21 protein-coding genes, 1 tRNA gene and 1 riboswitch are annotated in these 22,291 nt (G+C 66.9%); of the genes, 12 read left to right on the forward strand and 10 right to left on the reverse strand.

The genetic code is table 11. The features are described from left to right. The first annotated feature begins 114 nt into the window (after positions 1-114). The 5 genes from plsX (at position 115) to HLH48_RS08530 (ending at position 3,442) form a co-directional block, all read left to right on the forward strand. Positions 115-1,212 carry a phosphate acyltransferase PlsX gene (gene plsX, locus HLH48_RS08510; RefSeq protein ID WP_182997076.1) on the forward strand — a complete coding sequence of 366 codons (1,098 nt, stop codon included), beginning with the start codon at positions 115-117 and terminating at the stop codon, positions 1,210-1,212. 35 nt (positions 1,213-1,247) lie between these two features. Next, positions 1,248-2,216: a beta-ketoacyl-ACP synthase III gene (locus HLH48_RS08515; RefSeq protein ID WP_182997077.1), complete on the forward strand. Its 969-nt coding sequence runs from the start codon at positions 1,248-1,250 to the stop codon at positions 2,214-2,216. Between the two features lie 118 nt (positions 2,217-2,334). Continuing rightward, complete coding sequence (locus HLH48_RS08520; RefSeq protein ID WP_182997078.1) at positions 2,335-2,652, forward strand: integration host factor subunit alpha; 318 nt, start codon at positions 2,335-2,337, stop codon at positions 2,650-2,652. After that, positions 2,649-3,296, forward strand: a complete 648-nt coding sequence (locus tag HLH48_RS08525; protein ID WP_182997079.1) for a MerR family transcriptional regulator — start codon at positions 2,649-2,651, stop codon at positions 3,294-3,296. The genes HLH48_RS08520 and HLH48_RS08525 overlap by 4 nt, the downstream gene beginning before the upstream one ends. 72 nt (positions 3,297-3,368) lie before the next feature. After that, positions 3,369-3,442, forward strand: a tRNA-Pro gene (locus HLH48_RS08530). 52 nt (positions 3,443-3,494) lie between these two features. Here HLH48_RS08530 and HLH48_RS08535 read toward each other — a convergent pair. From HLH48_RS08535 to HLH48_RS08550, 4 genes are all read right to left on the reverse strand, one after another. Next, on the reverse strand, positions 3,495-4,655 hold the full coding sequence (locus tag HLH48_RS08535) for an AI-2E family transporter (protein WP_182997186.1): 1,161 nt from the start codon (positions 4,653-4,655) through the stop codon (positions 3,495-3,497). 20 nt (positions 4,656-4,675) lie between these two features. Further along, complete coding sequence (locus HLH48_RS08540) at positions 4,676-6,754, reverse strand: S9 family peptidase (RefSeq protein WP_182997080.1); 2,079 nt, start codon at positions 6,752-6,754, stop codon at positions 4,676-4,678. Positions 6,755-6,848: 94 nt separating this feature from the next. Then, a complete protein-coding gene (locus HLH48_RS08545) occupies positions 6,849-7,289 on the reverse strand; it encodes a DUF3574 domain-containing protein (protein WP_182997081.1) in 441 nt (146 codons plus the stop codon). Continuing rightward, a complete protein-coding gene (locus HLH48_RS08550; RefSeq protein ID WP_182997082.1) occupies positions 7,289-8,140 on the reverse strand; it encodes an NUDIX hydrolase in 852 nt (283 codons plus the stop codon). The genes HLH48_RS08545 and HLH48_RS08550 overlap by 1 nt, the downstream gene beginning before the upstream one ends. A 128-nt stretch (positions 8,141-8,268) precedes the next feature. Between HLH48_RS08550 and HLH48_RS08555 the strand changes: the two genes are divergently transcribed. The 4 genes from HLH48_RS08555 to fusA all read left to right on the forward strand — a co-directional run bounded on the left by HLH48_RS08555 (position 8,269) and on the right by fusA (position 13,222). Beyond that, entirely contained in the window at positions 8,269-10,131 is a 1,863-nt protein-coding gene (locus tag HLH48_RS08555; RefSeq protein WP_182997083.1) for an ABCB family ABC transporter ATP-binding protein/permease, read from the forward strand. Positions 10,132-10,198: 67 nt separating this feature from the next. Beyond that, positions 10,199-10,480, forward strand: coding sequence for a hypothetical protein (locus HLH48_RS08560; protein WP_182997084.1), 282 nt, complete (start codon positions 10,199-10,201; stop codon positions 10,478-10,480). A gap of 151 nt (positions 10,481-10,631) precedes the next feature. Continuing rightward, the gene (rpmB, locus tag HLH48_RS08565) at positions 10,632-10,934 is read left to right on the forward strand and encodes a 50S ribosomal protein L28 (RefSeq protein ID WP_182997085.1); all 303 of its coding nucleotides are present in this window, start codon (positions 10,632-10,634) and stop codon (positions 10,932-10,934) included. A gap of 200 nt (positions 10,935-11,134) precedes the next feature. Further along, entirely contained in the window at positions 11,135-13,222 is a 2,088-nt protein-coding gene (gene fusA / locus HLH48_RS08570) for an elongation factor G (RefSeq protein ID WP_182997086.1), read from the forward strand. A gap of 100 nt (positions 13,223-13,322) precedes the next feature. Here fusA and HLH48_RS08575 read toward each other — a convergent pair whose 3' ends face one another. Together HLH48_RS08575 and HLH48_RS08580 are read right to left on the reverse strand one after the other, a co-directional pair. Further along, on the reverse strand, positions 13,323-13,868 hold the full coding sequence (locus tag HLH48_RS08575; protein WP_182997087.1) for an Hsp20/alpha crystallin family protein: 546 nt from the start codon (positions 13,866-13,868) through the stop codon (positions 13,323-13,325). Positions 13,869-14,216: 348 nt separating this feature from the next. Continuing rightward, positions 14,217-14,786 (reverse strand): hydrolase, encoded by a 570-nt coding sequence (locus tag HLH48_RS08580; RefSeq protein WP_182997088.1) that lies wholly within the window; start codon positions 14,784-14,786, stop codon positions 14,217-14,219. A gap of 128 nt (positions 14,787-14,914) precedes the next feature. Between HLH48_RS08580 and HLH48_RS08585 the strand changes: the two genes are divergently transcribed. After that, positions 14,915-15,529: a TetR/AcrR family transcriptional regulator gene (locus tag HLH48_RS08585; RefSeq protein WP_182997089.1), complete on the forward strand. Its 615-nt coding sequence runs from the start codon at positions 14,915-14,917 to the stop codon at positions 15,527-15,529. A gap of 45 nt (positions 15,530-15,574) precedes the next feature. Next, positions 15,575-15,682: riboswitch (SAM-I-IV-variant riboswitch) on the forward strand. Then, positions 15,653-15,976 carry a hypothetical protein gene (locus HLH48_RS08590; RefSeq protein WP_182997090.1) on the forward strand — a complete coding sequence of 108 codons (324 nt, stop codon included), beginning with the start codon at positions 15,653-15,655 and terminating at the stop codon, positions 15,974-15,976. (Overlaps the previous riboswitch by 30 nt.) On the opposite strand, the gene HLH48_RS08595 is transcribed toward HLH48_RS08590, so the two are convergent. Together HLH48_RS08595 and HLH48_RS08600 are read right to left on the reverse strand one after the other, a co-directional pair. Then, positions 15,954-17,084 carry a retropepsin-like aspartic protease gene (locus HLH48_RS08595; RefSeq protein WP_182997091.1) on the reverse strand — a complete coding sequence of 377 codons (1,131 nt, stop codon included), beginning with the start codon at positions 17,082-17,084 and terminating at the stop codon, positions 15,954-15,956. The genes HLH48_RS08590 and HLH48_RS08595 overlap by 23 nt on opposite strands. Before the next feature lie 134 nt (positions 17,085-17,218). Continuing rightward, positions 17,219-17,656 carry a host attachment protein gene (locus HLH48_RS08600; RefSeq protein ID WP_182997092.1) on the reverse strand — a complete coding sequence of 146 codons (438 nt, stop codon included), beginning with the start codon at positions 17,654-17,656 and terminating at the stop codon, positions 17,219-17,221. Positions 17,657-17,842: 186 nt separating this feature from the next. Here HLH48_RS08600 and HLH48_RS08605 point away from each other — a divergent pair, with 186 nt between their 5' ends. Next, positions 17,843-18,952, forward strand: coding sequence for a site-2 protease family protein (locus tag HLH48_RS08605; protein WP_182997093.1), 1,110 nt, complete (start codon positions 17,843-17,845; stop codon positions 18,950-18,952). Between the two features lie 36 nt (positions 18,953-18,988). Here HLH48_RS08605 and HLH48_RS08610 read toward each other — a convergent pair whose 3' ends face one another. Then, the gene (locus HLH48_RS08610; RefSeq protein WP_182997094.1) at positions 18,989-19,681 is read right to left on the reverse strand and encodes a phosphoribosyltransferase; all 693 of its coding nucleotides are present in this window, start codon (positions 19,679-19,681) and stop codon (positions 18,989-18,991) included. Between the two features lie 174 nt (positions 19,682-19,855). Beyond that, positions 19,856-22,066, reverse strand: a complete 2,211-nt coding sequence (locus HLH48_RS08615; protein WP_182997095.1) for a malate synthase G — start codon at positions 22,064-22,066, stop codon at positions 19,856-19,858. Positions 22,067-22,291: the final 225 nt, after the last annotated feature.

Raw genomic sequence — 22,291 nt, forward strand, 5'->3', positions numbered from 1 at the left:
GCCGGCGGACGCTGACGTGATAGCATGGCCCGTCGGGTGACGGGCCATGGTCCTTTGCGACACGATCTCGCGACGGCCTTGCGAATTTGGTGTTCACCCGGCAGTAAGGCAGGCATGAGCGAGACAGGTTCCTCTTTTTCCGGGGCAGAGCCCTTCACGCTGGCGGTTGACGGCATGGGGGGGGACGGCGGTCCGGAAGTTGTGGTGGCCGGCCTGGCGATTGCTGCCGACAGGCACCCCGGCAGCAGGGTTCTGCTGATCGGGGACGAGAGCCGGCTGACAGAGGTCCTGGCCCGCCATCCGAAGGCGGCGGCGATCTGCACGGTGCGCCCGGCGGGGAGCGCCATCCCCATGGATATGAAGCCGACGGCCGCGCTGCGCGTGCGCGATTCGTCGATGCGGCTGGCGATGGATGCCGTGGCGCAGGGCGAGGCGCTGGGCGTGGTGTCGGCCGGCAATAGCGGCGCGATGCTGGCGCTGGCCAAGATCGTCATCAAGACCCTTCCCGGCGTGTCGCGGCCCGCGATGGCGGCCATCAGCCCGACATTGCGGGGCGATGCCGTGATGCTGGACCTGGGCGCCAATGTCGCGTGCGATGCACGCAATCTCGTCGAATTCGCGGTGATGGGCGAAGCCTTCGCCAAGGCGGTGCTGGGCCTGCCCGCGCCGACGATCGGCCTGCTGAATGTCGGGTCGGAGGAAGTGAAGGGCGACGAGAAGCTGCGGCAGGCCGCCGAGATCCTGCGCAACAGCCCGCTTGCGGCGCAGTTCCATGGCTTCGTCGAAGGGCACGATATCACCGCCGGCACGACCGACGTGGTGGTGACGGATGGATTTACCGGCAATGTCGCGCTGAAGACGGGCGAGGGGGCGCTGAAGATGGCGTTCGTGCTGCTGCGCCAGGTCTTCCGCTCGGGCCTGCTGGCCAAGCTGGGTTACCTGCTGGTGCGCCCGGGGCTGGAGCGCATGCGCGAATGGCTGGACCCGCGCCGCTATAACGGCGCGGTATTCGTCGGCCTCAATGGTGTCGTGGTCAAATCGCATGGCGGGACCGACGCGGAAGGCTTTGCATCGGCGGTGGATGTTGCCATGGATATGGTGTCGCACCGGTTCAACGAAAGCATACGGGATCAGATCTCCCGGCTGGAGACGCTGGCCGTCATGCGGCCGGGTGTGGAAAAGGAGCAGCCCGCGGTTGCGGCCGTAAGCTGACCCGCGCGACGCGTGCCGGGCTTGGAATGATGGAAATGATGGCGAGACGTTCGCTGATGGTCGGGTTTGGCGGGTACCTGCCGGACCGGATCGTGACCAATGACGAGCTGGCGGCTCGCCTTGACACTTCGGACGAATGGATCCGAGCCCGTACCGGGATCGGCCAGCGGCATATCGCCGGGCCCGAAGACAATGCCGTGAGCATGGCGACGGCGGCGGCGGCGCAGGCGCTGGATTATGCCGGCATGCCGGCGGCCGATGTCGGTGCGATCGTGGTCGCGACCAGCACGCCGGACCAGGCTTTCCCCGCGACCGCGGTCAGGGTGCAGGCCGCGCTGGGGATGCGCGGCGGCTTCGGCTTCGATATCGCCGCGGCCTGTTCGGGCTTCGTCTATGCGCTGACCGTGGCCGATTCGCTGATCCGCACCGGGCAGGCCGATTCGGCGCTGGTGATCGGCAGCGAAGTCTATTCGCGCATTCTCGACTGGTCGGATCGCGGTACCTGCGTGCTGTTCGGCGACGGCGCGGGGGCGGTGCTGCTGAAGGCCGGCGATGCCGCGCAGCCGGCCGGAGTCCTGTCGACGCATCTGCATTCGGACGGCACGATGGGCGACCTGCTTTATGTCGACGGGGCGGTGGGGCTGCGTGAGCAGTCCGGCTTCCTGCGCATGCAGGGGCGGGATGTGTTCCGCCATGCGGTGGCCAAGCTCTCCTCCTCGGTGGACGAGGTGCTGGCGGCCAACGGGATGACGCATGCCGATGTGTCCTGGCTGGTGCCCCACCAGGCCAACCTGCGCATCATCGAGGCGGTTGCCCGCAAACTGGAACTGCCGCCCGAGCGCGTCGTGATGACGGTCGACCGCCATGCCAATACCTCGGCGGCGTCGATTCCCCTGGCGATGAACGAGGCCGTGCGCGACGGTCGCATCCGCAAGGGCGACCTGGTGCTGATGGAGGCGCTGGGTGGCGGGCTGACCTGGGGATCGGCCCTGGCGCGGCTCTAGGCCGCGCCCTTCCGCATTGCGTCCCGCTCGTGTGGCGCCGGACGCCGAGCGTGAAAAAACGTCCGTGCTTAACGCATTGAATTGACGCGCCGTCGTCGCATGCCATAGCTTCGGCTGTATGAGCACCGTCACCCGCGCCAGTCTGGCAGAGCATATCTACAGTCAGGTCGGACTCTCTCGCAATGAGTCTGCCGACCTTCTCGAGCATGTGCTCGAACGGGTCGCGAAGGAGCTTGAGGGCGGGAATACCGTTAAAATCAGCGGCTTCGGGACCTTTTCCGTCCGTCAGAAGGGACGCCGGACCGGCCGTAACCCCAAGACGGGGGTCGAAGTGCCGATCCTACCGCGATCGGTCCTGGTCTTCCGCCCCAGCCAGCTTCTGCGGGCGCGGGTCAATGGCCGGCAGGTCGACGGCACCGAGGATGACGGTGAATGAACACGCTCAACGCGGGGCAGGATGACTGGCCGGAGCCCGGTCTGCCGGAGCCGGGTGAGGCCGCCGACCCCCATCTGCTGGATGACGCGGCCGGCGCGGGCCGCCTGAAGAAGGCGCCCCATGCCTTCCGCACCATCAGCGAGGTCGCCGACGAGCTGCACGTGCCCCAGCATGTGCTGCGCTTCTGGGAAACGCGGTTCAGCCAGGTGCGCCCGCTGAAGCGCGGTGGCGGGCGGCGTTATTATCGCCCGGACGATATCGAATTGCTGCGGCGGATCTCGGACCTGCTCTATGTGCAGGGCTACACGATCAAGGGCGTGCAGCGCATGCTGCGCGAGGGCTGCGAGCCCGATGTCGCCGCCCTGGGTGACGCCGCGGAAGACGCCGATCTGTTTCATCACGATTCGCAGAGTGCCGCTGCGGTGGCCGAAATCGAACCGGCGGTGGAAACCGATATCGAGACGGTGGCGATCGTGACGATTGAAGACGACTCGCCGGATACAGCTCCTGTGGTGCCGGATGAGGAATCGGTCGCAGGCCCTTCGGAGATCGAGCGAATCTCTCGCGAGAACCTGATCCTGAAGGATAGTCTGCGTGGGATTCTGGTTGAATTGCAGGCCCTGAGGCGGCTGATTCCGGTCTGAGCCGGATTTGCTGTCCGTGATGGGTTGCGGAGCGCGGCGCGCGCTGCTACACGGCGTGTCGTCGCAGACGGACGGGCAGTAGCGCAGCCTGGTAGCGCATCAGTCTGGGGGACTGGGGGTCGTGGGTTCGAATCCCGCCTGCCCGATATTCCCGTCTGCGACCATTTTCCCTGAATTTCCCCGAATCATCTATCGGCATCATCTATCGGCCAGGTCGTCGATTTCCTCGCGGCCGGCGCGCGTTGGGTCCTGGATGCGGTCGCGCGTCCAGTTGCGCCAGATCAGGTGCAGGACCGACATGATGGCGGGCCCGATGAACAGGCCCAGCAGGCTCCAGCTTTCCACCCCGCCGAGAATGCTGGTGAGCACCCACAGGAAGGGCATCTGGGTCGATCCGCCGATCAGCGCCGGCCGGACGAAATGGTCGGCGAAGAAGATGACGGCCATGCCCAGGCAGAAGATGACGATGGCGGCGATGACCGTGCCCTTGACCAGCAGCGCCAGCGAGACCAGCGCGACCGCGACGACGGCGCAGAACGGGATCATGGCCGCCACGGCGGTAAAGACACCGAACAGGAACGGATGCTGCGCGCCGGCGACCAGATAGGCGATGCCCATCAGCGCGCCCTCGCCAAGGCCCACCAGCACCAGCCCCGCCACCGTGCCGTGGATCGAGGCGACGATCTGTTCGGCGATGGTCTCGCCCCGCTTGCCGAAGGCCCGGCGCGAGACCACCAGGCATTGCCGCGTTACGGTCTCGCCGTCCTTGAGCAGGAAGAACAGGGTCAGGATCGTGAAGACGAACAGCAGGCCGCGATGGAAGATCTGCGTCCCGACCTGCTGCGTCATCCGCATGCTGCGTCCGACATTGAAGGAATGCAGCAGTTCCGAGACGTCGTCCGGGTCCTGCAGATGCTGCTGCCACCAGCTGGTGATGGCCGAGGCGCCGGCCGGCAGGCGGCGGAGCCAGCGGGGGACGGGCACGCCGGAATGGCGCGCGATGTCGGCCCAGTTCAGCACGCCCTGCGCCTCGCGCCCGGCTTCCAGCGCGAACAGGCCCATCGGGATCAGGAAGATCAGGGCGATCGCGGTGGTGAACAGCAGCGGCAGCAGGACGCCGCCGGGCCGGAGTTTCCAGCGGTCGCGGATCGCGACATAGGGCGGCCAGGCGGCGATGGCGAAGATGGCGCCCCAGATCAGCGACGGCAGGAAGCCGCGAACCGTATAGAGCCCCAGCAGGACGAAGGAGGTGGCCAGCAGGCCGCGGGCGATGCGCTGCACCTTGTGGCGCTCGCGCATCTGGCGGAAGGGAGACCGATCCATGGGCGGGACGATCGCGGGGCTGGCGGGGTCCGTCATCATGATCCTCTGCTCGGGCGTCACGGGCGGTTCGTGCCATCCACCGCCCAGATGGCGAAGGCCTGGATCAGGGCGGCTTCCTTCAGCGCGTCGAAACGCCCCGAGGCGCCGCCATGGCCCGCTTCCATATTGGTGCGCAGCATGATGGGACGGGATGAAATGCTGTGGACGCGCAGCCGGGCGACCCATTTCGCCGGTTCCCAATAGGTCACGCGCGGATCGGACAGGCCGCCGATGGCCAGGATGGCGGGGTAGGGGCGTGGCCCGACCTGTTCGTAGGCGGCGTAGCCGGCGATCAGGTCATAGGCTTCCGGATCTTCCAGCGGGTTGCCCCATTCCGGCCATTCCGGCGGCGTCAGGGGGAGGCTGGTGTCCGACATGGTGTTCAGTTCGTCCACGAAGGGCACCACCGCCACGATGCCGGCGAACAGGTCGGGGCGCATGTTGGCGATCGCCCCCATGACCATGCCGCCGGCCGAGCGGCCGTCGCCGACGATGCGTCCGGCGCTGGTAAAGCCGGTGGCGGCCAGATGTTCGGCGCAGGCGATGAAATCGGTGAAGCTGTTGGGCTTGTTGCGTCCGCGCCCGCCGAGAAACCAGTTCCAGCCTTTCTCGGACCCGCCGCGCACGTGGGCGACGGCGTGGAACCAGCCCCGGTCGACCAGGCTGAAGACCCCGGTGGAGAAGCTCGGCTCGATCGCATGGCCGTAGGCGCCGTAGCCATAGAGCAGCAGCGGGGCGGAGCCGTCGCGCGGCGTGTCGTGTCGCCCCAGTACGGTGACCGGCACCTCGGTGCCATCGGGGGCGCGGGCCGTGAGGCGCCAGCATCGATAATGCGCGGGATCGTGGCCCGACGGGACTTCCTGGCTCTTGAGCAGGTGGCGGGTCCGGGTCCGCATGTCATAGGCGAGCCATTGCCGTGGCGTGGTCGGCGACTGGTAGACATAGCGCAGTTCGGCCGTGTCGTATTCGTAGGAGCCCGAGAAGGACAGGACATAGGCGTCTTCGTCGGACGACAGCACATGATCCGGCCCGTCGGCCGGGCGGATCACCAGCGCGGTGTTGGCGTCGCGGCGCTCGCGCCAGACCAGATGGCCGGCAAAGGCGATGCAATCGGTGATGTAGCGGCCGGGCTCGTGGGGGACCAGGTCACGCCAGTTGGCCCGCGACGGCGCGGTGTCGGGCGTTTCCATCAGCTTGAAATCGACCGCGCCATCGGCATTGGTCAGGATCGCGAACCGGTCGCCCCAATGGCTGATCGTGTAGAGTACGCCGCTGCGGCGTGGCTCGACGCATATCGGATCGGCTTCGGGGCGGCTGGCGGGGATGAGCCACGATTCCGACGTGTCCTGGTTGGCGGCGGAGATGACGATCCAGCGTCCGGAGCGGCTGGCCTCCACCCCGATGAAGAAGCCTGGGTCGGCTTCCTGGTAGACCAGCACGTCCTCGGCGGTGCCGATGCGGCGGCGATAGATTTTCGTCGGGCGGCCATGCGCGTCGCGCCAGGTCCAGAACAGGTAGCGCGCGTCGGGCGAGAAGGCGAAATTGCCGCTACAGCTTTCGATGGGCGGGCCGACCGGCGTGTCGCCCGCGATGTCGCGGATGATGACGCGGTAGACTTCGGAGCCCTGGCTGTCTTCCGCATGGGCGAACAGGCGGTGGTCGGGGCTGTGCGTCGCGGTGGCGACGGCGAAATAATCGTGGCCCCGGGCCGCGCGCTGGACATCCAGCAGGATGGTCTCCTCGTCCGGCCGTCCGGCCGGATGACGGGCATGGATCGGGTGCTGCGCCCCGGTGTCGTAGCGCAGGTAATAGCGCCAGGGACCGTGCGGCAGGGCGGGGTAGGTCTCGTCCTCGCGGATGCGGGCGCGCATCTCGGCGACGATGGTGGCCTGCAACGCCTCGGTGGGGGCCAGGATGGCGGCGGTGTAGGCGTTTTCGGCCCGCAGATGGTCCGCGATGTCGGCGCGCAGCACCGACGGATCGCGCAGGACCTCCTGCCAGTTCTCGTCCTTCATCCAGCCATACTCGTCCACGCGCACACGGCCGAGCTGCGTGATGGTCTGGGGCTGCCTGCGGGCGACCGGGGCGGTGGTCATCGTCTCTCTCCATCGCTGTCCGACCGGAAGCCGGGACGAGGCGCGACCATACAAGACCGTCCATGGAAGTGACAGGGGCCCCGCGCGGCGTGTCTCAGAAGGCCTGGCAGCCGGCGCGCAGGACCAATCCCACGGATTGCTGCTGGAAGTCGCGACGATACTGGGCGCGGACGGCGTCCAGCCGCGCGGCCAGGCCGGGGGCGCGGGCGTCGGCGGCGATCCAGACGATGCGCGATGGTTCGGAGGTGATCCGCAGGCTGGTCCGGTCCCGCCACTGGCCGCTGGCCTGGAACACGCTCAGCCCGTCGGGAAAGCGCGGCGTGACGGCGCGGGACAGGAAATCGTGCCATTCCGCGTCGGTGATCGGGCGGCCGTCGGGCCGGCTCAGGCCGAACAGCAGCGAGATCTCGATGCCCGGGCGGGCGCCGAAGCGGGCGCAGGCCAGATCGTCGCCCGCCGGCCCGTCATGGGCCGCCGGCGCGCACGAGGCCAGCAGGGATGATGCCGCCAGAAGGCATGCCGCGACCGCGCGCATCAGGCGAAAGCCGGATTGTCGAGCCCGGACAGGCCCGCGCGCAGGCGGCGTCCGCCGGGACTGTCCGGATCGATCAGCCTGTGGCGCAGGAACAAATCGATCAGGACCAGGTTGACGTTGAACTTGAAAGCGTCGCCGTCACGCACGATCCGCCAGGCCTCGCGCAGGGGGATCAGCATGAAGGATTCGACCTCGCCATCCGTGGGGACGGGCACGAAGTCGGGCGGCAGGTCGAGGTCGTAGCAATGCAGGACATCGCGGCGCAGCCCCTCCGGCCGGTCCATGGCGTAGCGGATGCAGGCCGCCGGGGTGGCCCGGGCGATCAGGCCGGGGGCGATGCCGGCTTCCTCGGCCGCTTCCTTCTCCAGCGCCTGCCGGGGCGTGTGGCCGGCGGGGATGCCGCCGGCGACCAGATGGTCGAGCTTGCCGGGGTCCAGCCGCTTGGTCATGGCGCGGCGGCCGACCCACAGATGCGGGCCGTCCGGGTGGCGGACCAGCCCGTTCATATGCACCCCGTGCGCGATGAGCCCGAACAGCGGCAGCGCGCCCCGGTCGATGCGCGCGACCGGGGCGGCGTCGGCGGTGGGGGCGACGTCGAACATTTCGTGGTGGGAGCGGTAGACGCCGTTGGCGGCCAGCGTCTCGCCCAATGCCTCCAGCGCGGCCGGGTCGTCCAGCACCAGCGCGCCCGACAGACGGCGCAGGCCGCGCCGCTCCAGTTCGGGCACCAGATCGGGCGCGATCCAGCCGGCCGGCGCGTCGCCCAGGCGAAAGGGCGCGCGCGCGCCGGGCAGGCGCGCGGTATTGCAGGAATCGAGATGCCGGATGAAAGGGGCGGCGTCCGATGTCATGCGGGTCTGCTCCATATGCGTGGCCATGGCATACCGGGCGGGTGAGGGTGTGACAATCCTGCCGCGTGGTGGGCCGCAGCGGAGGACGGGAGTTTGCAAATCGACCCTCGCATGCCACATCGGATGGCATGACACCGCCCTCATCCTCCGACCGGGCCGCGCTCGGACGCCCCGTGCATGCGACCCTGCGCGCCCTGCTGCCTTATCTCTGGCCCCGTCACGATGTCGGTACCCGGGCGCGGGTGGTGGGGGCCTGCCTGCTGCTGGTCGCCGCCAAGATCGCGACGATCGCCGTGCCCTATGTCTACAGCCTGGTGGTCGACGCGCTGCATCACGGGCCCGGCACCATGGACGGGCTGACGATTCCCATGGCGCTGATCGTCGGATACGGGATGCTGCGCCTGATGTCGGCGGGCATGGGGGAATGGCGGGATGCGCTGTTCGCCCCGGTGCGCTTCCATATCAGCAGCGTGGCGGCGATGCGCAGTTTCCGCCACATGCATGCGCTTTCGCTGCGCTTTCACCTCGACCGCCAGTCGGGCGGCGTGACGCGGGCGATCGCGCGCGGGACCGAGGCGATCGAGACCATCCTGCGGGTGGGCGTGTTCAACATCGTGCCGACGCTGATCGAGGCGCTGATGGTGATCGCCGTCATCTGGCGCCTGTTCGACTGGCGCTATGCCGCGATCATGCTGCTGGCGGTCGCGGCCTATGTGGGCTTCACGATCGGGTTCACCTCCTGGCGGATCGGCATCCGCCGCGAGATGAACGAGATCAACAGCGAGGCGAGCTGGAAGGCGCTGGACAGCCTGCTGAACTACGAGACGGTGAAGTATTTCGGCAACGAGGAGCATGAGAGCCGCCGCTACGAGGAAACCCAGCTTCGCTACGAACGGGCGGCGGTGCGGACCCAGCTTTCGCTCAACGGGCTGAATTTCGGCCAGGCGGCGATCATCGCCGTCACGCTGACGGTGGTGATGCTGCTGGCGGCGCACGATGTCGGGCAGGGGCGTCTGACGGTGGGGCGGTTCGTGCTGATCAACACCTATCTGATGCAGCTTTATCTGCCGCTCAATTTTCTCGGCAGCATCTATTCGTCGCTGCGCACGTCGCTGGTGGACCTGGAACAGATGTTCCGGCTGATGGAGGAGGCGCCCGACGTGAAGGACCGGCCGGACGCGATCGAACTGCCCGGCCGGCTGGACGAGGCGCCGGCGGCCGCGATCCGCTTCGAGCATGTCCGCTTCGGCTACCGGCCCGACCGCGAGATCCTGCACGATGTCAGCTTCAGCGTGCCGGCGGGTGGACGCGTGGCCATCGTCGGGCCGACCGGGGCGGGCAAATCGACCATCAGCCGGCTGCTGTTCCGGTTCTATGACGTGACGTCGGGCCGGGTGGTGATCGACGGGCACGACGTGCGCGCCTATCGTCAGGCGGCGCTGCGGGCGGCGATCGGCGTGGTGCCGCAGGATACCGTGCTGTTCAACGACACGATCGGCTACAATATCGCCTATGGCCGGCTGGGAGCGTCGCAGGAGGAGATCGAGCACGCGGCGCGGCTGGCGCAGATCCATGACTTCATCGCCAGCCTGCCGGACGGCTATGCGACCCGGGTGGGCGAGCGGGGGCTGAAACTGTCGGGTGGCGAGAAGCAGCGCGTCGCCATCGCCCGGACCATCCTGAAGAATCCGCGTATCCTGATCCTGGACGAGGCGACCAGCGCGCTGGACACCCATACCGAGCAGGAAATCCAGGTCGCGCTGCGGACCGTCTCGGCGGAGCGGACGACCGTGATCATCGCCCATCGGCTGTCCACCGTGATCGACGCGGATGAAATCCTTGTGATGGGGGACGGGGTGATCAAGGAGCGTGGCACGCATCGCAGCCTGCTGGCCCGCGACGGGCTCTATGCCGGCATGTGGGCCGCCCAGGCCGAGGAGCGTGGAGAGGATGCCGGCCAGGCGGCGGTGGGGGCTGGTCTTCCGGCCTGAACGGGGGCATTTTGCGCCCGGCCGCGCCGCCCGCATGGCGCGCGGCATATGACGGAGAGAGGATGACATGGCGGAGACGGACGGCGAAGGACCCGCGCTGGGCCAGGATGGATCGGTTCCCGAGGAACTGAGCCATTGCGGCGCCGTGGTCGACAAGGCCATCGAATACATGCTGGGCGAGAACCTGCCGCCGATCGCCATTTCATCGGCTCTGTTGGGCGGCGCGCTGGGGCTGCTGGCCCGCACCATGGACCAGGGGACGATGCTGGCGATGCTGGAAAACGCCATTCACAGCGTGCGGTCGGGCGACCTGCACCCCGACCGTGACAAGGTCGCGCGCCCCGAGTAAGGGAAGGGGCCGGAAGGGGATTCGGGCGAAAACGCCGCGAATCGTGCCTTTCGGCTTGACGAGGCGCGGTAGCTTGGCCATAAGCCGCGCCTAATCTTGACGATCGTTGCCGGGCATTATGCCTCGGCCCCAGTTATCCGAGGATGATACCATGTCTCGCCGTTGCCAGATCACGGGCAAGGGCGTGCTGACGGGAAATAACGTCAGCCACGCCAACAACAAGAGCCGCCGCCGCTACCTGCCGAACCTGCAGGAGACGTCCCTGCTGTCCGATATCCTGGGTGGCCCGGTGCGTATGCGCCTGAGCACCAATGGCATCCGCACGGTCGAGCATAACGGTGGGCTGGACGCGTTCCTGCTGTCGACGCCGAACCGCAAGCTGCCGCTTGAGGCGCAGGCGCTGAAGCGCCGTATCCTGCGCGCCCAGGAAAAGAAGGCCGCCGCGGCAGCCTGACGATCCTGTGCCGCCCCGGCCGGGTTTTCGGCCGGGGTGGGCTTGCATGTCTCAGGTGCCTGACGCATGTCAGGGCCAACTGTCTATTCGGCCGGTCCGCATCGTCCTCGACCTTTGTCGACGGGGTGGGCGTCCGGCTCCGGCAGGCGCGAGGGGAAAGGTTCCGTTCGCGCCTGAACTGTTTTGTGGAGGTTCCCCCCGTGTCTGAAAAGTCCGATCTTTCACTGATCCGTAATATCGGCATCACCGCGCATATCGACGCCGGCAAGACGACGACCACCGAGCGGATCCTGTATTACACCGGCGTGTCGCACAAGATCGGTGAGGTCCATGAGGGCAACACCACGACCGACTATATGGACCAGGAGCGTGAGCGCGGCATCACGATCACCTCGGCCGCCGTCACCTGCGAATGGGACGGGCATCGCATCAACATCATCGACACGCCGGGCCATATCGATTTCAACATCGAGGTGAACCGCTCGCTGCGCGTGCTCGACGGCGCGGTGTTCATCATCGAGGGCGTGGCCGGCGTGCAGCCGCAGTCCGAGACCAACTGGCGCCTGGCCGACCGCTACAACGTGCCGCGCATCATCTTCATCAACAAGCTGGACCGCACCGGCGCCGACTTCTACCGCGCGTTCGACACGCTGAAGGAGAAGCTGGACATCGTCGCGATCCCGCTGCAACTGCCGATCGGGGCCGAGGAAAACTTCGTCGGCGTCGTCGATCTGGTCGAGATGCGCGCGATCATCTGGGAAGGCGGCGAACTGGGCGCGAAGTTCCATTACGCCGAGATTCCGGACGAGTTGAAGGAAAAGGCCGCCGAGGCCCGGCAGGAACTGCTGGACACGGCGCTGGCCGTCGACAACGCGGCGATGGAAGAATATTTCGACAAGGGCGACGTCGATGTCGCCACCCTGAAGCGCTGCATCAAGAAGGGCACGATCTCGGGTGAGTTCCGCCCGGTGCTGTGCGGCACCGCCTTCAAGAACAAGGGCGTGCAGCCGCTGCTGGATGCGGTGATCGACTATCTGCCCGCGCCGGACGACGTGGCGGGCATCCGTATCGCCCCGCCCGAGGGCGAGGAAGTGGACGAGAACGCGCTGCCGATCATCCCGGTCGATCCAGATGGCAAGTTCGCCGGCCTGGCGTTCAAGATCATCAACGACAAATACGGCACGCTGACCTTCGTGCGCGTCTATCGCGGCGTGCTGCGTTCGGGCGACAGCGTCCTGAACACCACGAAGGACCACAAGGAGCGGATCGGCCGTATCTTCCAGATGCATGCCGACAAGCGCCAGGAAGTGAAGGAAGTCCACGCCGGCGACATCGCCGCCTTCGTGGGCCTGAAGGACACCCAGACCGGCGACACGCTGGCCGACGCCGCCGACCCGGTGGTGCTGGAGCGCATGAGCTTCCCGGTGCCGGTGATCGACATCTCGGTCGAGCCGAAGACCAAGGACGGGGTCGAGAAGATGACCCTGGCGTTGCAGAAGCTGGCGGGCGAAGACCCCTCGCTGCGTCTGAAGACCGACCAGGAAACCGGCCAGACCATCCTGTCGGGCATGGGCGAACTGCATCTGGACATCATCATCGACCGCCTGCGCCGCGAATATGGCGTGGACGCGAATATCGGTGCGCCGCAGGTGGCCTATCGCGAGACGATCACCCAGCCGCATGTCGAGACCTATACCCACAAGAAGCAGTCGGGTGGGTCGGGCCAGTTCGCCGAAGTGAAGATCGAGTTCGCGCCGCTGGAACGGAACCAGGAGATCCAGTTCGAGAACAAGGTCGTCGGCGGCACCGTGCCGAAGGAATATATTCCGGCGGTCGAAAAGGGTATCCGCATGCAGTCCACGACGGGCGTGCTGGCGGGCTTCCCGACCGTGGACTTCAAGTTCACGCTGCTGGACGGCAAGTACCATGACGTCGACTCCTCGGCGCTGGCGTTCGAAATCGCCGCCAAGGCCTGCTTCCGCGAAGGCATGAAGAAGGCCGGCCCGGTGATCCTGGAGCCGATCATGGACGTGGAAGTCACGACGCCGAACGATCATGTCGGCGACGTGGTGGGCGACCTGAACCGTCGTCGCGGCATGATCCAGAACCAGGAAAGCTCGGGCTCGACCGTTATGGTCCGCGCGCTGGTGCCGCTGAAGGAAATGTTCGGCTACATCTCGCACCTGCGTTCGATCACGAAGGGGCGCGCGTCCTTCACGATGCAGTTCCATCACTACGACCCGGTGCCGCGCAATGTGGCCGAGGAGATCGTGGCCAAGTCGGCCTGATTTCGGCCGGATCGCATGGACGGCCGCCCCGCTGGGGCGGCCGGGACTGTCGGCAAACCCCGCCCCCGTGGCGGGGTTTGTTTTTTTGCGGCGCGGCGTGTCAGGCGTGTTTGACGGGGATGATCTTCTCGTTTTTCTGGGCGTCCACCGTCTTGGGCATGGTGATCGTCAGGAGCCCGTTCTCGAACGAAGCATCGATCTTGCTCGCATCGACGCCGTCGGGGACCGCGAGGGACCGCATGAATGTGCCGAAGCGACGTTCCGAATAGTGATAGTTCTTCTGTTCGTCCTCGCGTTGCTCGCATTTTTCGCCGCGAATGCTCAGAACGCCGCCGGAGAGTTTGATCTCCAGATCTTTTTCATCGATTCCAGGCAGTTCCGCGACGACGTCGTAGGAATTGTCCTTTTCCACCACGGAAATCGCCGGGACGACGGCGAATGTGTCGTCTCGTGGCCAAAGACGTTCGAGACCGGGTATGCGGCTCGCCGGACGGCGCCACGTGCTCGTGCGGAAATCGTCAAAGAGACGATCGAGTTCCCATCGCAGGGCGTCCAGGGCCGACCCCGCCGATGGACGGGAGACGGGCATGCCCGTCTTCCCCGTTGTCGTTTCCGTTTTTTCCGAAATTTTTTCGAGGTTTGCCATCATCAATCTCCTGTTCGTCGTTTTCTGCCGTTCTGGAGAATGGCGCCCGGAAACGCTGATGCGCCGGGCTATGAGTGAGCTGGTTTCGAAAGCGGGGCGCTCAAGGGGGGATTCGAAAAAATAACGCGTTTGGCTGGCACGTCTCAGAGAGGGCGACCGGACGATGTCCGAGACGGCCAGCGTGCCACGGCCGGCCCGGTGACCGGGACGCGGAAGAACCGGGCGACCTGCATGGATCGAGATGGAATGCGGACCGCGCATCCTGGCGGTGAAGACCGGCGACAGGAGGGCCAGTACGCCCCACCGCAGGACGGGAGGCCGTGCGGAGGGGCCGGACCGCGGCGTGGATCAATGGCTGATCGAGATGCCGTCGGCCCGCGTCACGCGCGCGATCCGTGGGAAAACGGAGCGGACGGCGATGTCGTGCAACTCCGCCGACAGGCTGGTACACAGATCCTCGGCGATGACGACGTGATAGCCCAACTCCCAGGCGTGGCGCGCGGTGGATTCGACGCCGAAATTCGTGGCGATGCCGCCAAGCACGATCGTCCGCACGCCCCGCCTGCGGAGTTGCAGGTCCAGCTCCGTGCCCGTGAACGCGCCCCATTGATGCTTGGTGATGACGATGTCGCCCGGTGCCTCCAGCCCATCCGCGAGGCGCGCCCAGTTTGCCGGCAGGCCGCCCTCGGGACGCGCGAGGGGCTGATCGGTGGAGCCCGGCGGTGCGTCGGCATAGTCGGGAGCGAATGCGACGCGGACCAGAACCACCGCCGCGCCGGCGTCGCGGAACCGCTTGGCCAGGGATTTTCCGCCCTCCAGCACCTCGGACGATGGTCTCGGGACGGTCGGCAGGGCAAGGATGCCGTTTTGCAGGTCGATGAGGACGAGTGCGGTGGTTCGCGGGTCGCATTGAAGCATGGATTGAAGCCTCGCAGGGGTGGGAGATACCGTCGTGTCGCGTGTCGACATCGCTTATCGACCGGCGGCGGAAAGTTCATTATGCGAAGATTGTCTCGCATAAAGTTAGTTGAGGGAGTCCTCGCATTATGTCAAGCCTCCCCCCTGGCGTCGCGCTGGCCCCCAAGCGGCAGCGCGGACGAGATCGTGTCGCGGCGATCCTCGAGGCGGCGACGGCGCTGTTTGCCGAGAAGTCCTACGAGGCGGCGACGATGACCGAGGTGGCTCTTCGCTCCGGCACGGCGATCGGCTCGCTCTATCGCTTCTTTCCGACCAAGGAGGTCCTGGCCGTCGCGCTGCTCGAACGCTATGGCGAGCGGTTGCTGCATGCGCTGGACCGGTTGATCGACCGCGATCCGCCCCTGTCCGTGGCGGATGCGGCGGCGGGGCTGCTGGAGATCGTCCGGTGCCTGCGGACGGAGCGGTCCGTCGTATTGTCGCTGATCGACAGCGGAATCGCGTGGCAGGCCGGGACGGGTACGCTCCGCACGGCGCTGATCGGGCGCATGGGCGGGCTGCTGTCGCGGCTCGGCGGCTCGCCGGGGGCGCATGACGAACGGGCGGTGATACTGCTGCATCTGGTCAAGGCGATCTTCGCGCTTCCACAGGACGGTCCAGGCCCGCAATCGGCCGGGGACGTGGAAGCCGAGGCGGTGCTGCGGCTCTATCTGGAGCATTCCGCCCGTTCGGCCCCCCATGGCTGAACCGCCGGAGCGGTTGTCTTTGCGTGCCTGTCCGATTAGGCTGCCTGCCAGCATCAAGAGCTGGACGGACGTTCGGCACCAACCTGCTTTCCCGAGCGAGGTGCTGTCCTCGCAAGAGGGGATGTGGCCGGACCGGCAACGAAGCGGGGTCATGTCACAGCGTCCGTTCCGTATCCGGCCCGGGACGTCCTGCTGGAGGTGGTGCCGGGCCTGTCGCCCGGTATTGGCGAAATCTTCGCCCATCCGGCCGACGACACTGGCGAACTGCGCGCCTACGATCATCGCTTCACCCATATTCGCATCCATGACGCGGCCTGCCTCACCGACCTGTCGTTGACGCGGTTTATGGAGCAGCAGGGCATTCGACGGATCACTTGTCGCGAGATCCGCGACGTGATGCGCATGTGCCGGCGCGGGATGATCGTCAGAGATAGGGGCGTAGGGTGACCGTGGCGGAGAATGGCCCGGAAGGGCGGCTGATCGTCAGCGACACGGCGGAGCCGGGCGGGCCGCCCAGTGCTTGCAGGGTCGCCTGGGGGGCCTGGCTGAGGATCGTGTCGTCGGGACGGATGCCCGCCTGTTCCCCCGGGCTGCCCTTGCCGACGGCCGTGACGCGGAGGGCGCCCCCTGCCTGGGTGGCGGCGAGGCCGGAGAGAGGGTAGGTGAAGGGCGCAGGCGACAGGCCGCTGCGTCTGGCCCAGATCACGTGGCCGGCCGGATCGCAGGCCAGATTGAAACAGCGCAGCAGCGGCAGTCCGATCAGGCCGTCGGAGATATCGTCCTCGCGATTGTCGGACAGCAGCAGGGCCAGGAGGCCGTCGAAGACGTATCCCGCGAATGCCATCGTTTTCAGCCTGACGATCCGTCTGCCGTTTGGTAGCGGCGCAAACGGATGATCGTTCGACCACAGGCCGAGATCGCGGGCGGCGCGGTGGTTCAGCCGCACCAGCGACAGCCCGCCGGTATCGAGCAGGAAGCGCAGGCGGGTGCCGTTGACGGTGCCCGCGGCGGTCAGGGCAGGGGACCAGCGGCCGGGTTCGGAACGGGTGATTTCGGAGTCCAGCCGGGTGAAGCCCGCCAGGTTCGGGCGACCGTTCGGCCAGACCCGCCATTGCAAGGTGTCGAAATTCAGCTCGCTGAAGACCGTCGTGAGGATGCCGGAGGCGAGCGCGCCCGCGATCTGGTCGCCCAGCACGGTCGGCCCGACGCCGACCAGCCGGACATTCTGCTGTCGTACGATGCCGGCGAGGGTCGCATCCTCGATCACGAACGTCTCGTGGGGGCCGTCATGCCCTGCGACGCCGACATTGAGCGACCCGCCGTAGGGAAGCGATAATGTTCGCGCCAGGTCCTCACGGATCAGGCTGATGGCGCCTCCGGTGTCGATGGCGAACAGGAAGGTGCCGGCCTGGTTGACGCGCACCGGCATGGCCACCCGGTTGCCGACCAGGTGGATCGGCCCGACCATCGGCCCGTCGTCGGCGTCGGCGATGCCGGGAGAGCCGGAGAGGGCCAGCGCCGCCCCCAGGGACGAGCAGAAGCGACGCCGATACATGGGCCTGCCTTTCCGGACGATGACCATGTGCCGGGAGCGGACTCTGGCTGCCGGCTCCGGCACTGCGCGATTATGGCCGTGTCGCGCGTCCGATACCAGACGGCGGGGGCGGGGCGCGGTATCGCGGCAGGGGATCAGATGACGTGGTCGATGTGATCCCCCAGGGCGTCGTCGGGCACCCCGGTCAGGTCCTTGTCGATGATTCCGATGATTTTCGTTCGGGATTCCGGCTTGAGGTGACTGACGATTTCCGCGTTTCTATGGGCGGGCGCGATGACCAGAAGCCTGTCATACGCATGATCCCATTCATTGATCTGCCGGGCGACGAATTGCGAGAACGCGTCCATCTCCAGCCTGTGGCGGTCATGGCGCGGGGCGAGGGCGTGGCGGGCGGTGGAGCCGGTATGGTAGGTCGCGCCCGGCGCGTCGTCTCCGAGGTCGGACGTCCGCTGACGCGCGGAGAGGGCGTCGAAGGATTCGATGGTGTGCAGCGCACGGTTTTCGGCCGGTTGCACGAAGCGGGCATGCGCCCCGTCCGCGACGACGATCAGAATGGTGTTCCGGGCGGTCATCTTTCCTGATCCTCATGAAAAATCGGTCTTTTTTCTTCTTCCTCCACAGATGCGCGCGAGGAGGGGGGAAACAAGGCGGCTCCGGACTCTGTGATGGGGAGGCGCGCCACGCGCGGGGCGAACTTATGCCGCGCGACGATGTTAACCATGTTCGCGCAGCAGACGATCGTTCATCGAGGGCACGGCATGACCTGGTCCATCCCGATCGGCCGATTTGGCGGAACGACGGTTCGGCTTCACATCACGTTCCTGCTCTTTCTGGTCTGGATCGGCGCGGTCTATGCCGCGCGGGCCGGCATGCGGGCGGCGATCGACGGCGTTGTGCTCGTGCTGGCCGTGTTTGCCTGCGTCGTGCTGCATGAATTCGGCCATGTGCTCGCCGCGCGGCATTATGGCGTGCAGACCCGCGACATCACGCTCCTGCCGATCGGCGGGGTTGCCCGGATGGCGCGCATTCCCGAGCAGCCGACCCAGGAACTGGTGATCGCCCTGGCCGGGCCGGCGGTGAATCTCGTGATCGCCGCGATCCTGTATGGCATCACGCGGAGCGTGCCGCATCTTTCGGGCGCCGCGTTCCAGGACCAGGGCGTGGGCCTGGTGGCGCGGCTGTCGAGCATCAACCTGTTCCTGGCGGTCTTCAACCTGATCCCGGCGTTTCCGATGGATGGCGGACGGGCGCTGCGGGCCTTGCTGACCTATCGGATGGCCTATGCCCAGGCGACGCAGGTTGCCGCCTCGATCGGGCAGGGGATCGCGTTCGTTTTTGGATTTCTCGGCCTTGTCGGCAATCCGCTGCTCGTGTTCATCGCGCTTTTCGTCTATCTGGGCGCCGTGGCCGAGGCGCAGGGGGCCCTGTTCCGTCAACTGGCGCATGGCATGATCGTGTCCGATGTCATGACCACGCATCTCCAGCCCGTGTCACCCGACAGTCGGATCGACGATATCGTCGTCACGATGGTGCATCTGCCGCAGCGGGAATTCCCCGTCGTGGACGGGCAGGGCAAGCTGTGTGGCCTTCTGACGCATGCGGCCATCCTGCGGGCCATGCATGCCGGACAGACGGATGCGATGGCCGCCGACATCATGATGCCGGATATCCCCACCCTGCATTCCTACCAGAGCGTGGACGATGCCATGCGCCTGTTGGAGGAACGCCAGGTACCGGCGGTCGGGGTGTGCGACGGACAGGGGCGATTCATGGGGCTGATCTCCCAGACGAATATCGGGGAAATCATGACCATTCATATTCTGCGCGACAAAAGCCGCCTGCCGCCCGCGCGTCCGGCCCTGCGTTGAGCGGCGCGCGCGACCGGGATGCGTCCGGCCGAGATGTCAGATGGCATCGGAATGCCGGCGGACGCGGTGCATGGCGCGGGCCTCCGCGACCAGCCGGATGACCTCGGCATCCTCCACGGGGGAGAAATCGTGATAATAGGCGCCGACGGCATGGAAGGATTCCGGTTGCAGCAGGCAGACGGTCTGGTCGCATTCCGCGCCGAGGGTCGCGATGCTGTCGGGGGGCGCCACGGGTACGGCCAGCACCAGGCGGGCTGGGCGGTTTTTCCGCAATGCGCGAAGGGCGGCCCGCATCGTGCCGCCGGTGGCGATTCCGTCATCCACGACGATCACCACGCGACCGGTGACCGGCGCCGGTTGCCGGTCCGGCGCATACAGGCGGCGTTGCCGGTCGATTTCCGCCCGTTGCAGATCCACGATGTCCTGGATCGTCTCCTGGCTGATTCCGGACACGCGCACATAGGCGTCGTCGAGCACGATTTGCGGCTCGGCGCCATCGACGACCGCGCCGAAGCCATATTCCTCGTGACCGGGACTGCCGATCTTGCGTACGAACAGCAGGTCCATCTCCGCATCGAGCGCCTGTGCGACCGCGAACGCGACGGGCACGCCACCGCGCGGCAGCGCCAGAACCAGGGGATGGAAAGAGGCCAGCGGCCGAAGGGCGATACCCAGCGCCTGGCCGGCGTCGTGCCTGTTCCTGAAGAGGATGGAGCGATCTGACGACATGGTCTTCCCCCGCTCGCAGCGGACTCGTGCTTCCCGCGAAATGGGGTGCGGCGCGTCATCGTGCAGCGGGGGGGTTTTCACGAAATGGGGAAGCGCGCATGATCGCGGCCTTTGCCACGTGGCGCCGGGCGAAGGGGCCCGTCCGGATGGGGACATCCGGACGGGGTGGGTGGTTCAGATCGTCGTCTTTTCCAGCACGGGCGCGCCCTGGCCTGCCGCCGCCTGCGCCTTGGCGACACGGCGCCAGCGATGCAGGGTCGGCTCCGTGTAGCCGTTGGGCTGGGTGGTGCCGGTGAAGACCAGTTCGGCCGCCGCGCGGAAGGCGGGACCGTCGGGATTTTCGGCCATCGGGCGATAGCCGTCCTCGCTCTGGTTCTGCGCATCGACGATCGCGGCCATGCGCGTCATCGAGGTGCGGACATCGTCCTCCGAGATCACGCCGTGACGCAGCCAGTTGGCGACATGCTGCGAGGAGATGCGCAGCGTCGCGCGGTCTTCCATCAGGCCGACATCGTTGAGGTCCGGCACCTTGGAGCAGCCGATCCCCATATCCACCCAGCGCACGACGTAGCCCAGGATGCCTTGCAGATTGTTGTCCAGCTCCGCTCGGCGCTCCGCCGCCGACCAGGCGACCTGGCGGGCCAGCGGCAGAGTCAGCAGCGCGGGCAGGGCCACCGGATGGGCGGCCTTCAGCCGGTCCTGAACGGCCCGCACGTCGACGAAATGATAGTGCAGGGCATGCAGGGTCGCGGCGGTGGGCGACGGCACCCACGCCGTGTTCGCGCCGGCGCGGGGGTGGGCGATCTTCTGTTCCATCATGTCGGCCATGCGGTCGGGCATCGCCCACATGCCCTTGCCGATCTGCGCGCGGCCCTTCAGGCCGCAGGCCAGGCCGATGGCGACGTTGCGCTGTTCGTAGGCGGCCATCCACGGTTCGGCGCGCATCTCGGCCTTGCGCACCACCGGGCCGGCCTGCATGCAGTAATGGATCTCGTCGCCCGTGCGGTCGAGGAAGCCGGTATTGATGAAGACTACGCGCGCGCGCGCCGCATGGATGCAGGAGGCCAGATTGGCGCTGGTGCGCCGTTCCTCGTCCATGATGCCCATCTTGATCGTGTTGGGCGGCAGGTCCAGCAACTGCTCGATCCGGTCGAACAGGGCGTTGGACAGCGCGACCTCCTCGCCGCCATGCATCTTCGGCTTGACGATATAGATCGACCCGGTACGGCTGTTGATGGTGGGCGAATTGCCGCGCAGGTCGTGCAGCGCGATGGCGGCGGTGATCGCGGCGTCCAGCACCCCCTCGGGGATGGCATGGCCGGTGCTGTCCACCACCGCGTCGGTGAACATATGGTGCCCGACATTGCGCACCAGCATCAGGCTGCGCCCCGGCAGCACCAGCGACGTGCCGTCGGGCGCGGTATAGCGGCGGTCGGGCGCCAGTTGCCGCTCCACCGTGCGCCCGCCCTTGGGGAACGACGCGGTGAGCGTGCCCTTCATCAGGCCCAGCCAGTTGCGGTAGACGAGGATCTTGTCCTGGACATCGACGGCCGAGACGCTGTCCTCGCAATCCATGATGGTGGTCAGCGCGGATTCCGCGATCACGTCCGCGATGCCGGCCTTGTCGCGGCTGCCGATCGGCGAGGTGGGATCGAAGCGCAGTTCGATATGCAGTCCGTGATTGCGCAGCACGACGGCCTCTGGCCTGTCGCCGGAGCCCTGGAAACCCGCGAACTGGGCGGGGCGGCGCAGTTCGACCGGCTCGGCGATGCCGGCGATCGTGGCGAACAGCCGCCCGTCCGCGACATGATAGCGGGTGGCATCGGCGTGGCTGCCCTGCGACAGCGGCATGATCTCGTCCAGAATAAGCCGCACGCGCCGGATCACCTGCGCGCCGCGCCGTTCGTCATAGCCGCGAGCCGGCACGCCCGAGGGGCCGTACGGCTCGGCATCCGTGCCGTAGAACGCGTCGTACAGGCTGCCCCAGCGCGCATTGGCGGCGTTGAGCGCGTAGCGGGCATTGGTGACGGGCACGACAAGCTGCGGGCCCGCGACATGGGCCATCTCGGCATCGACATCGCGGGTCGTGATGTCGAAATGGGCGGGCTCGGGCTCCAGATATCCGGTCGTGCGCAGCAGCCGGATCTGGCCGTCGATATCGGCTGGATCGAATCCCGGCGCGGTCAGCAACTGGTCCACGGCCTGTTGAAGCAGCCGACGCCGCGCCAGCGCGTTCAGGACCTTGGGCGCGAACTGCGAGACGATGTCGGACAGGCCGGCCCAGAACCGGTCGGGGGCGATGCCGGTCCCGGGCAGGACCTCGTTCGTGACGAAGGAATCGAGAGCGCGATCGACGTGGATCTGACCAATGGTGCGACGGGACATGACGGTTTCCCTTGAATGGAATGTGCGGACCGGGTCCGGTCCGGCGTGTCTGTGGTGGCCGGTGCATGCCGATGACCAGGCGGCCCCCGGCGGGCATTGACGAATCTTCCTCTTCGATCATGCTGTGCGACCAGTTAAGGAGAGACCTGACAGTACATGCCAGACAAAAGAAGACGCCAGATCATGAATGGTGTAAAACCATTTACATACTGATGAATATATTTG

Source organism: Gluconacetobacter sacchari (assembly GCF_014174255.1).
Taxonomy (GTDB): Bacteria; Pseudomonadota; Alphaproteobacteria; order Acetobacterales; family Acetobacteraceae; genus Gluconacetobacter; species Gluconacetobacter sacchari.

Excerpts from the sequence above, each read along its gene's own strand:
- plsX (WP_182997076.1), top strand. The coding sequence starts at position 115 with ATGAGCGAGACAGGTTCCTCTTTTTCCGGGGCAGAGCCCTTCACGCTG.
- HLH48_RS08515 (WP_182997077.1), top strand. The coding sequence starts at position 1,248 with ATGATGGCGAGACGTTCGCTGATGGTCGGGTTTGGCGGGTACCTGCCG.
- HLH48_RS08520 (WP_182997078.1), top strand. The coding sequence starts at position 2,335 with ATGAGCACCGTCACCCGCGCCAGTCTGGCAGAGCATATCTACAGTCAG.
- HLH48_RS08525 (WP_182997079.1), top strand. The coding sequence starts at position 2,649 with ATGAACACGCTCAACGCGGGGCAGGATGACTGGCCGGAGCCCGGTCTG.
- HLH48_RS08535 (WP_182997186.1), bottom strand. The coding sequence starts at position 4,655 with ATGACGGACCCCGCCAGCCCCGCGATCGTCCCGCCCATGGATCGGTCT.
- HLH48_RS08540 (WP_182997080.1), bottom strand. The coding sequence starts at position 6,754 with ATGACCACCGCCCCGGTCGCCCGCAGGCAGCCCCAGACCATCACGCAG.
- HLH48_RS08545 (WP_182997081.1), bottom strand. The coding sequence starts at position 7,289 with ATGCGCGCGGTCGCGGCATGCCTTCTGGCGGCATCATCCCTGCTGGCC.
- HLH48_RS08550 (WP_182997082.1), bottom strand. The coding sequence starts at position 8,140 with ATGACATCGGACGCCGCCCCTTTCATCCGGCATCTCGATTCCTGCAAT.
- HLH48_RS08555 (WP_182997083.1), top strand. The coding sequence starts at position 8,269 with ATGACACCGCCCTCATCCTCCGACCGGGCCGCGCTCGGACGCCCCGTG.
- HLH48_RS08560 (WP_182997084.1), top strand. The coding sequence starts at position 10,199 with ATGGCGGAGACGGACGGCGAAGGACCCGCGCTGGGCCAGGATGGATCG.
- rpmB (WP_182997085.1), top strand. The coding sequence starts at position 10,632 with ATGTCTCGCCGTTGCCAGATCACGGGCAAGGGCGTGCTGACGGGAAAT.
- HLH48_RS08575 (WP_182997087.1), bottom strand. The coding sequence starts at position 13,868 with ATGGCAAACCTCGAAAAAATTTCGGAAAAAACGGAAACGACAACGGGG.
- HLH48_RS08580 (WP_182997088.1), bottom strand. The coding sequence starts at position 14,786 with ATGCTTCAATGCGACCCGCGAACCACCGCACTCGTCCTCATCGACCTG.
- HLH48_RS08585 (WP_182997089.1), top strand. The coding sequence starts at position 14,915 with ATGTCAAGCCTCCCCCCTGGCGTCGCGCTGGCCCCCAAGCGGCAGCGC.
- HLH48_RS08595 (WP_182997091.1), bottom strand. The coding sequence starts at position 17,084 with ATGTATCGGCGTCGCTTCTGCTCGTCCCTGGGGGCGGCGCTGGCCCTC.
- HLH48_RS08600 (WP_182997092.1), bottom strand. The coding sequence starts at position 17,656 with ATGACCGCCCGGAACACCATTCTGATCGTCGTCGCGGACGGGGCGCAT.
- HLH48_RS08605 (WP_182997093.1), top strand. The coding sequence starts at position 17,843 with ATGACCTGGTCCATCCCGATCGGCCGATTTGGCGGAACGACGGTTCGG.
- HLH48_RS08610 (WP_182997094.1), bottom strand. The coding sequence starts at position 19,681 with ATGTCGTCAGATCGCTCCATCCTCTTCAGGAACAGGCACGACGCCGGC.
- HLH48_RS08615 (WP_182997095.1), bottom strand. The coding sequence starts at position 22,066 with ATGTCCCGTCGCACCATTGGTCAGATCCACGTCGATCGCGCTCTCGAT.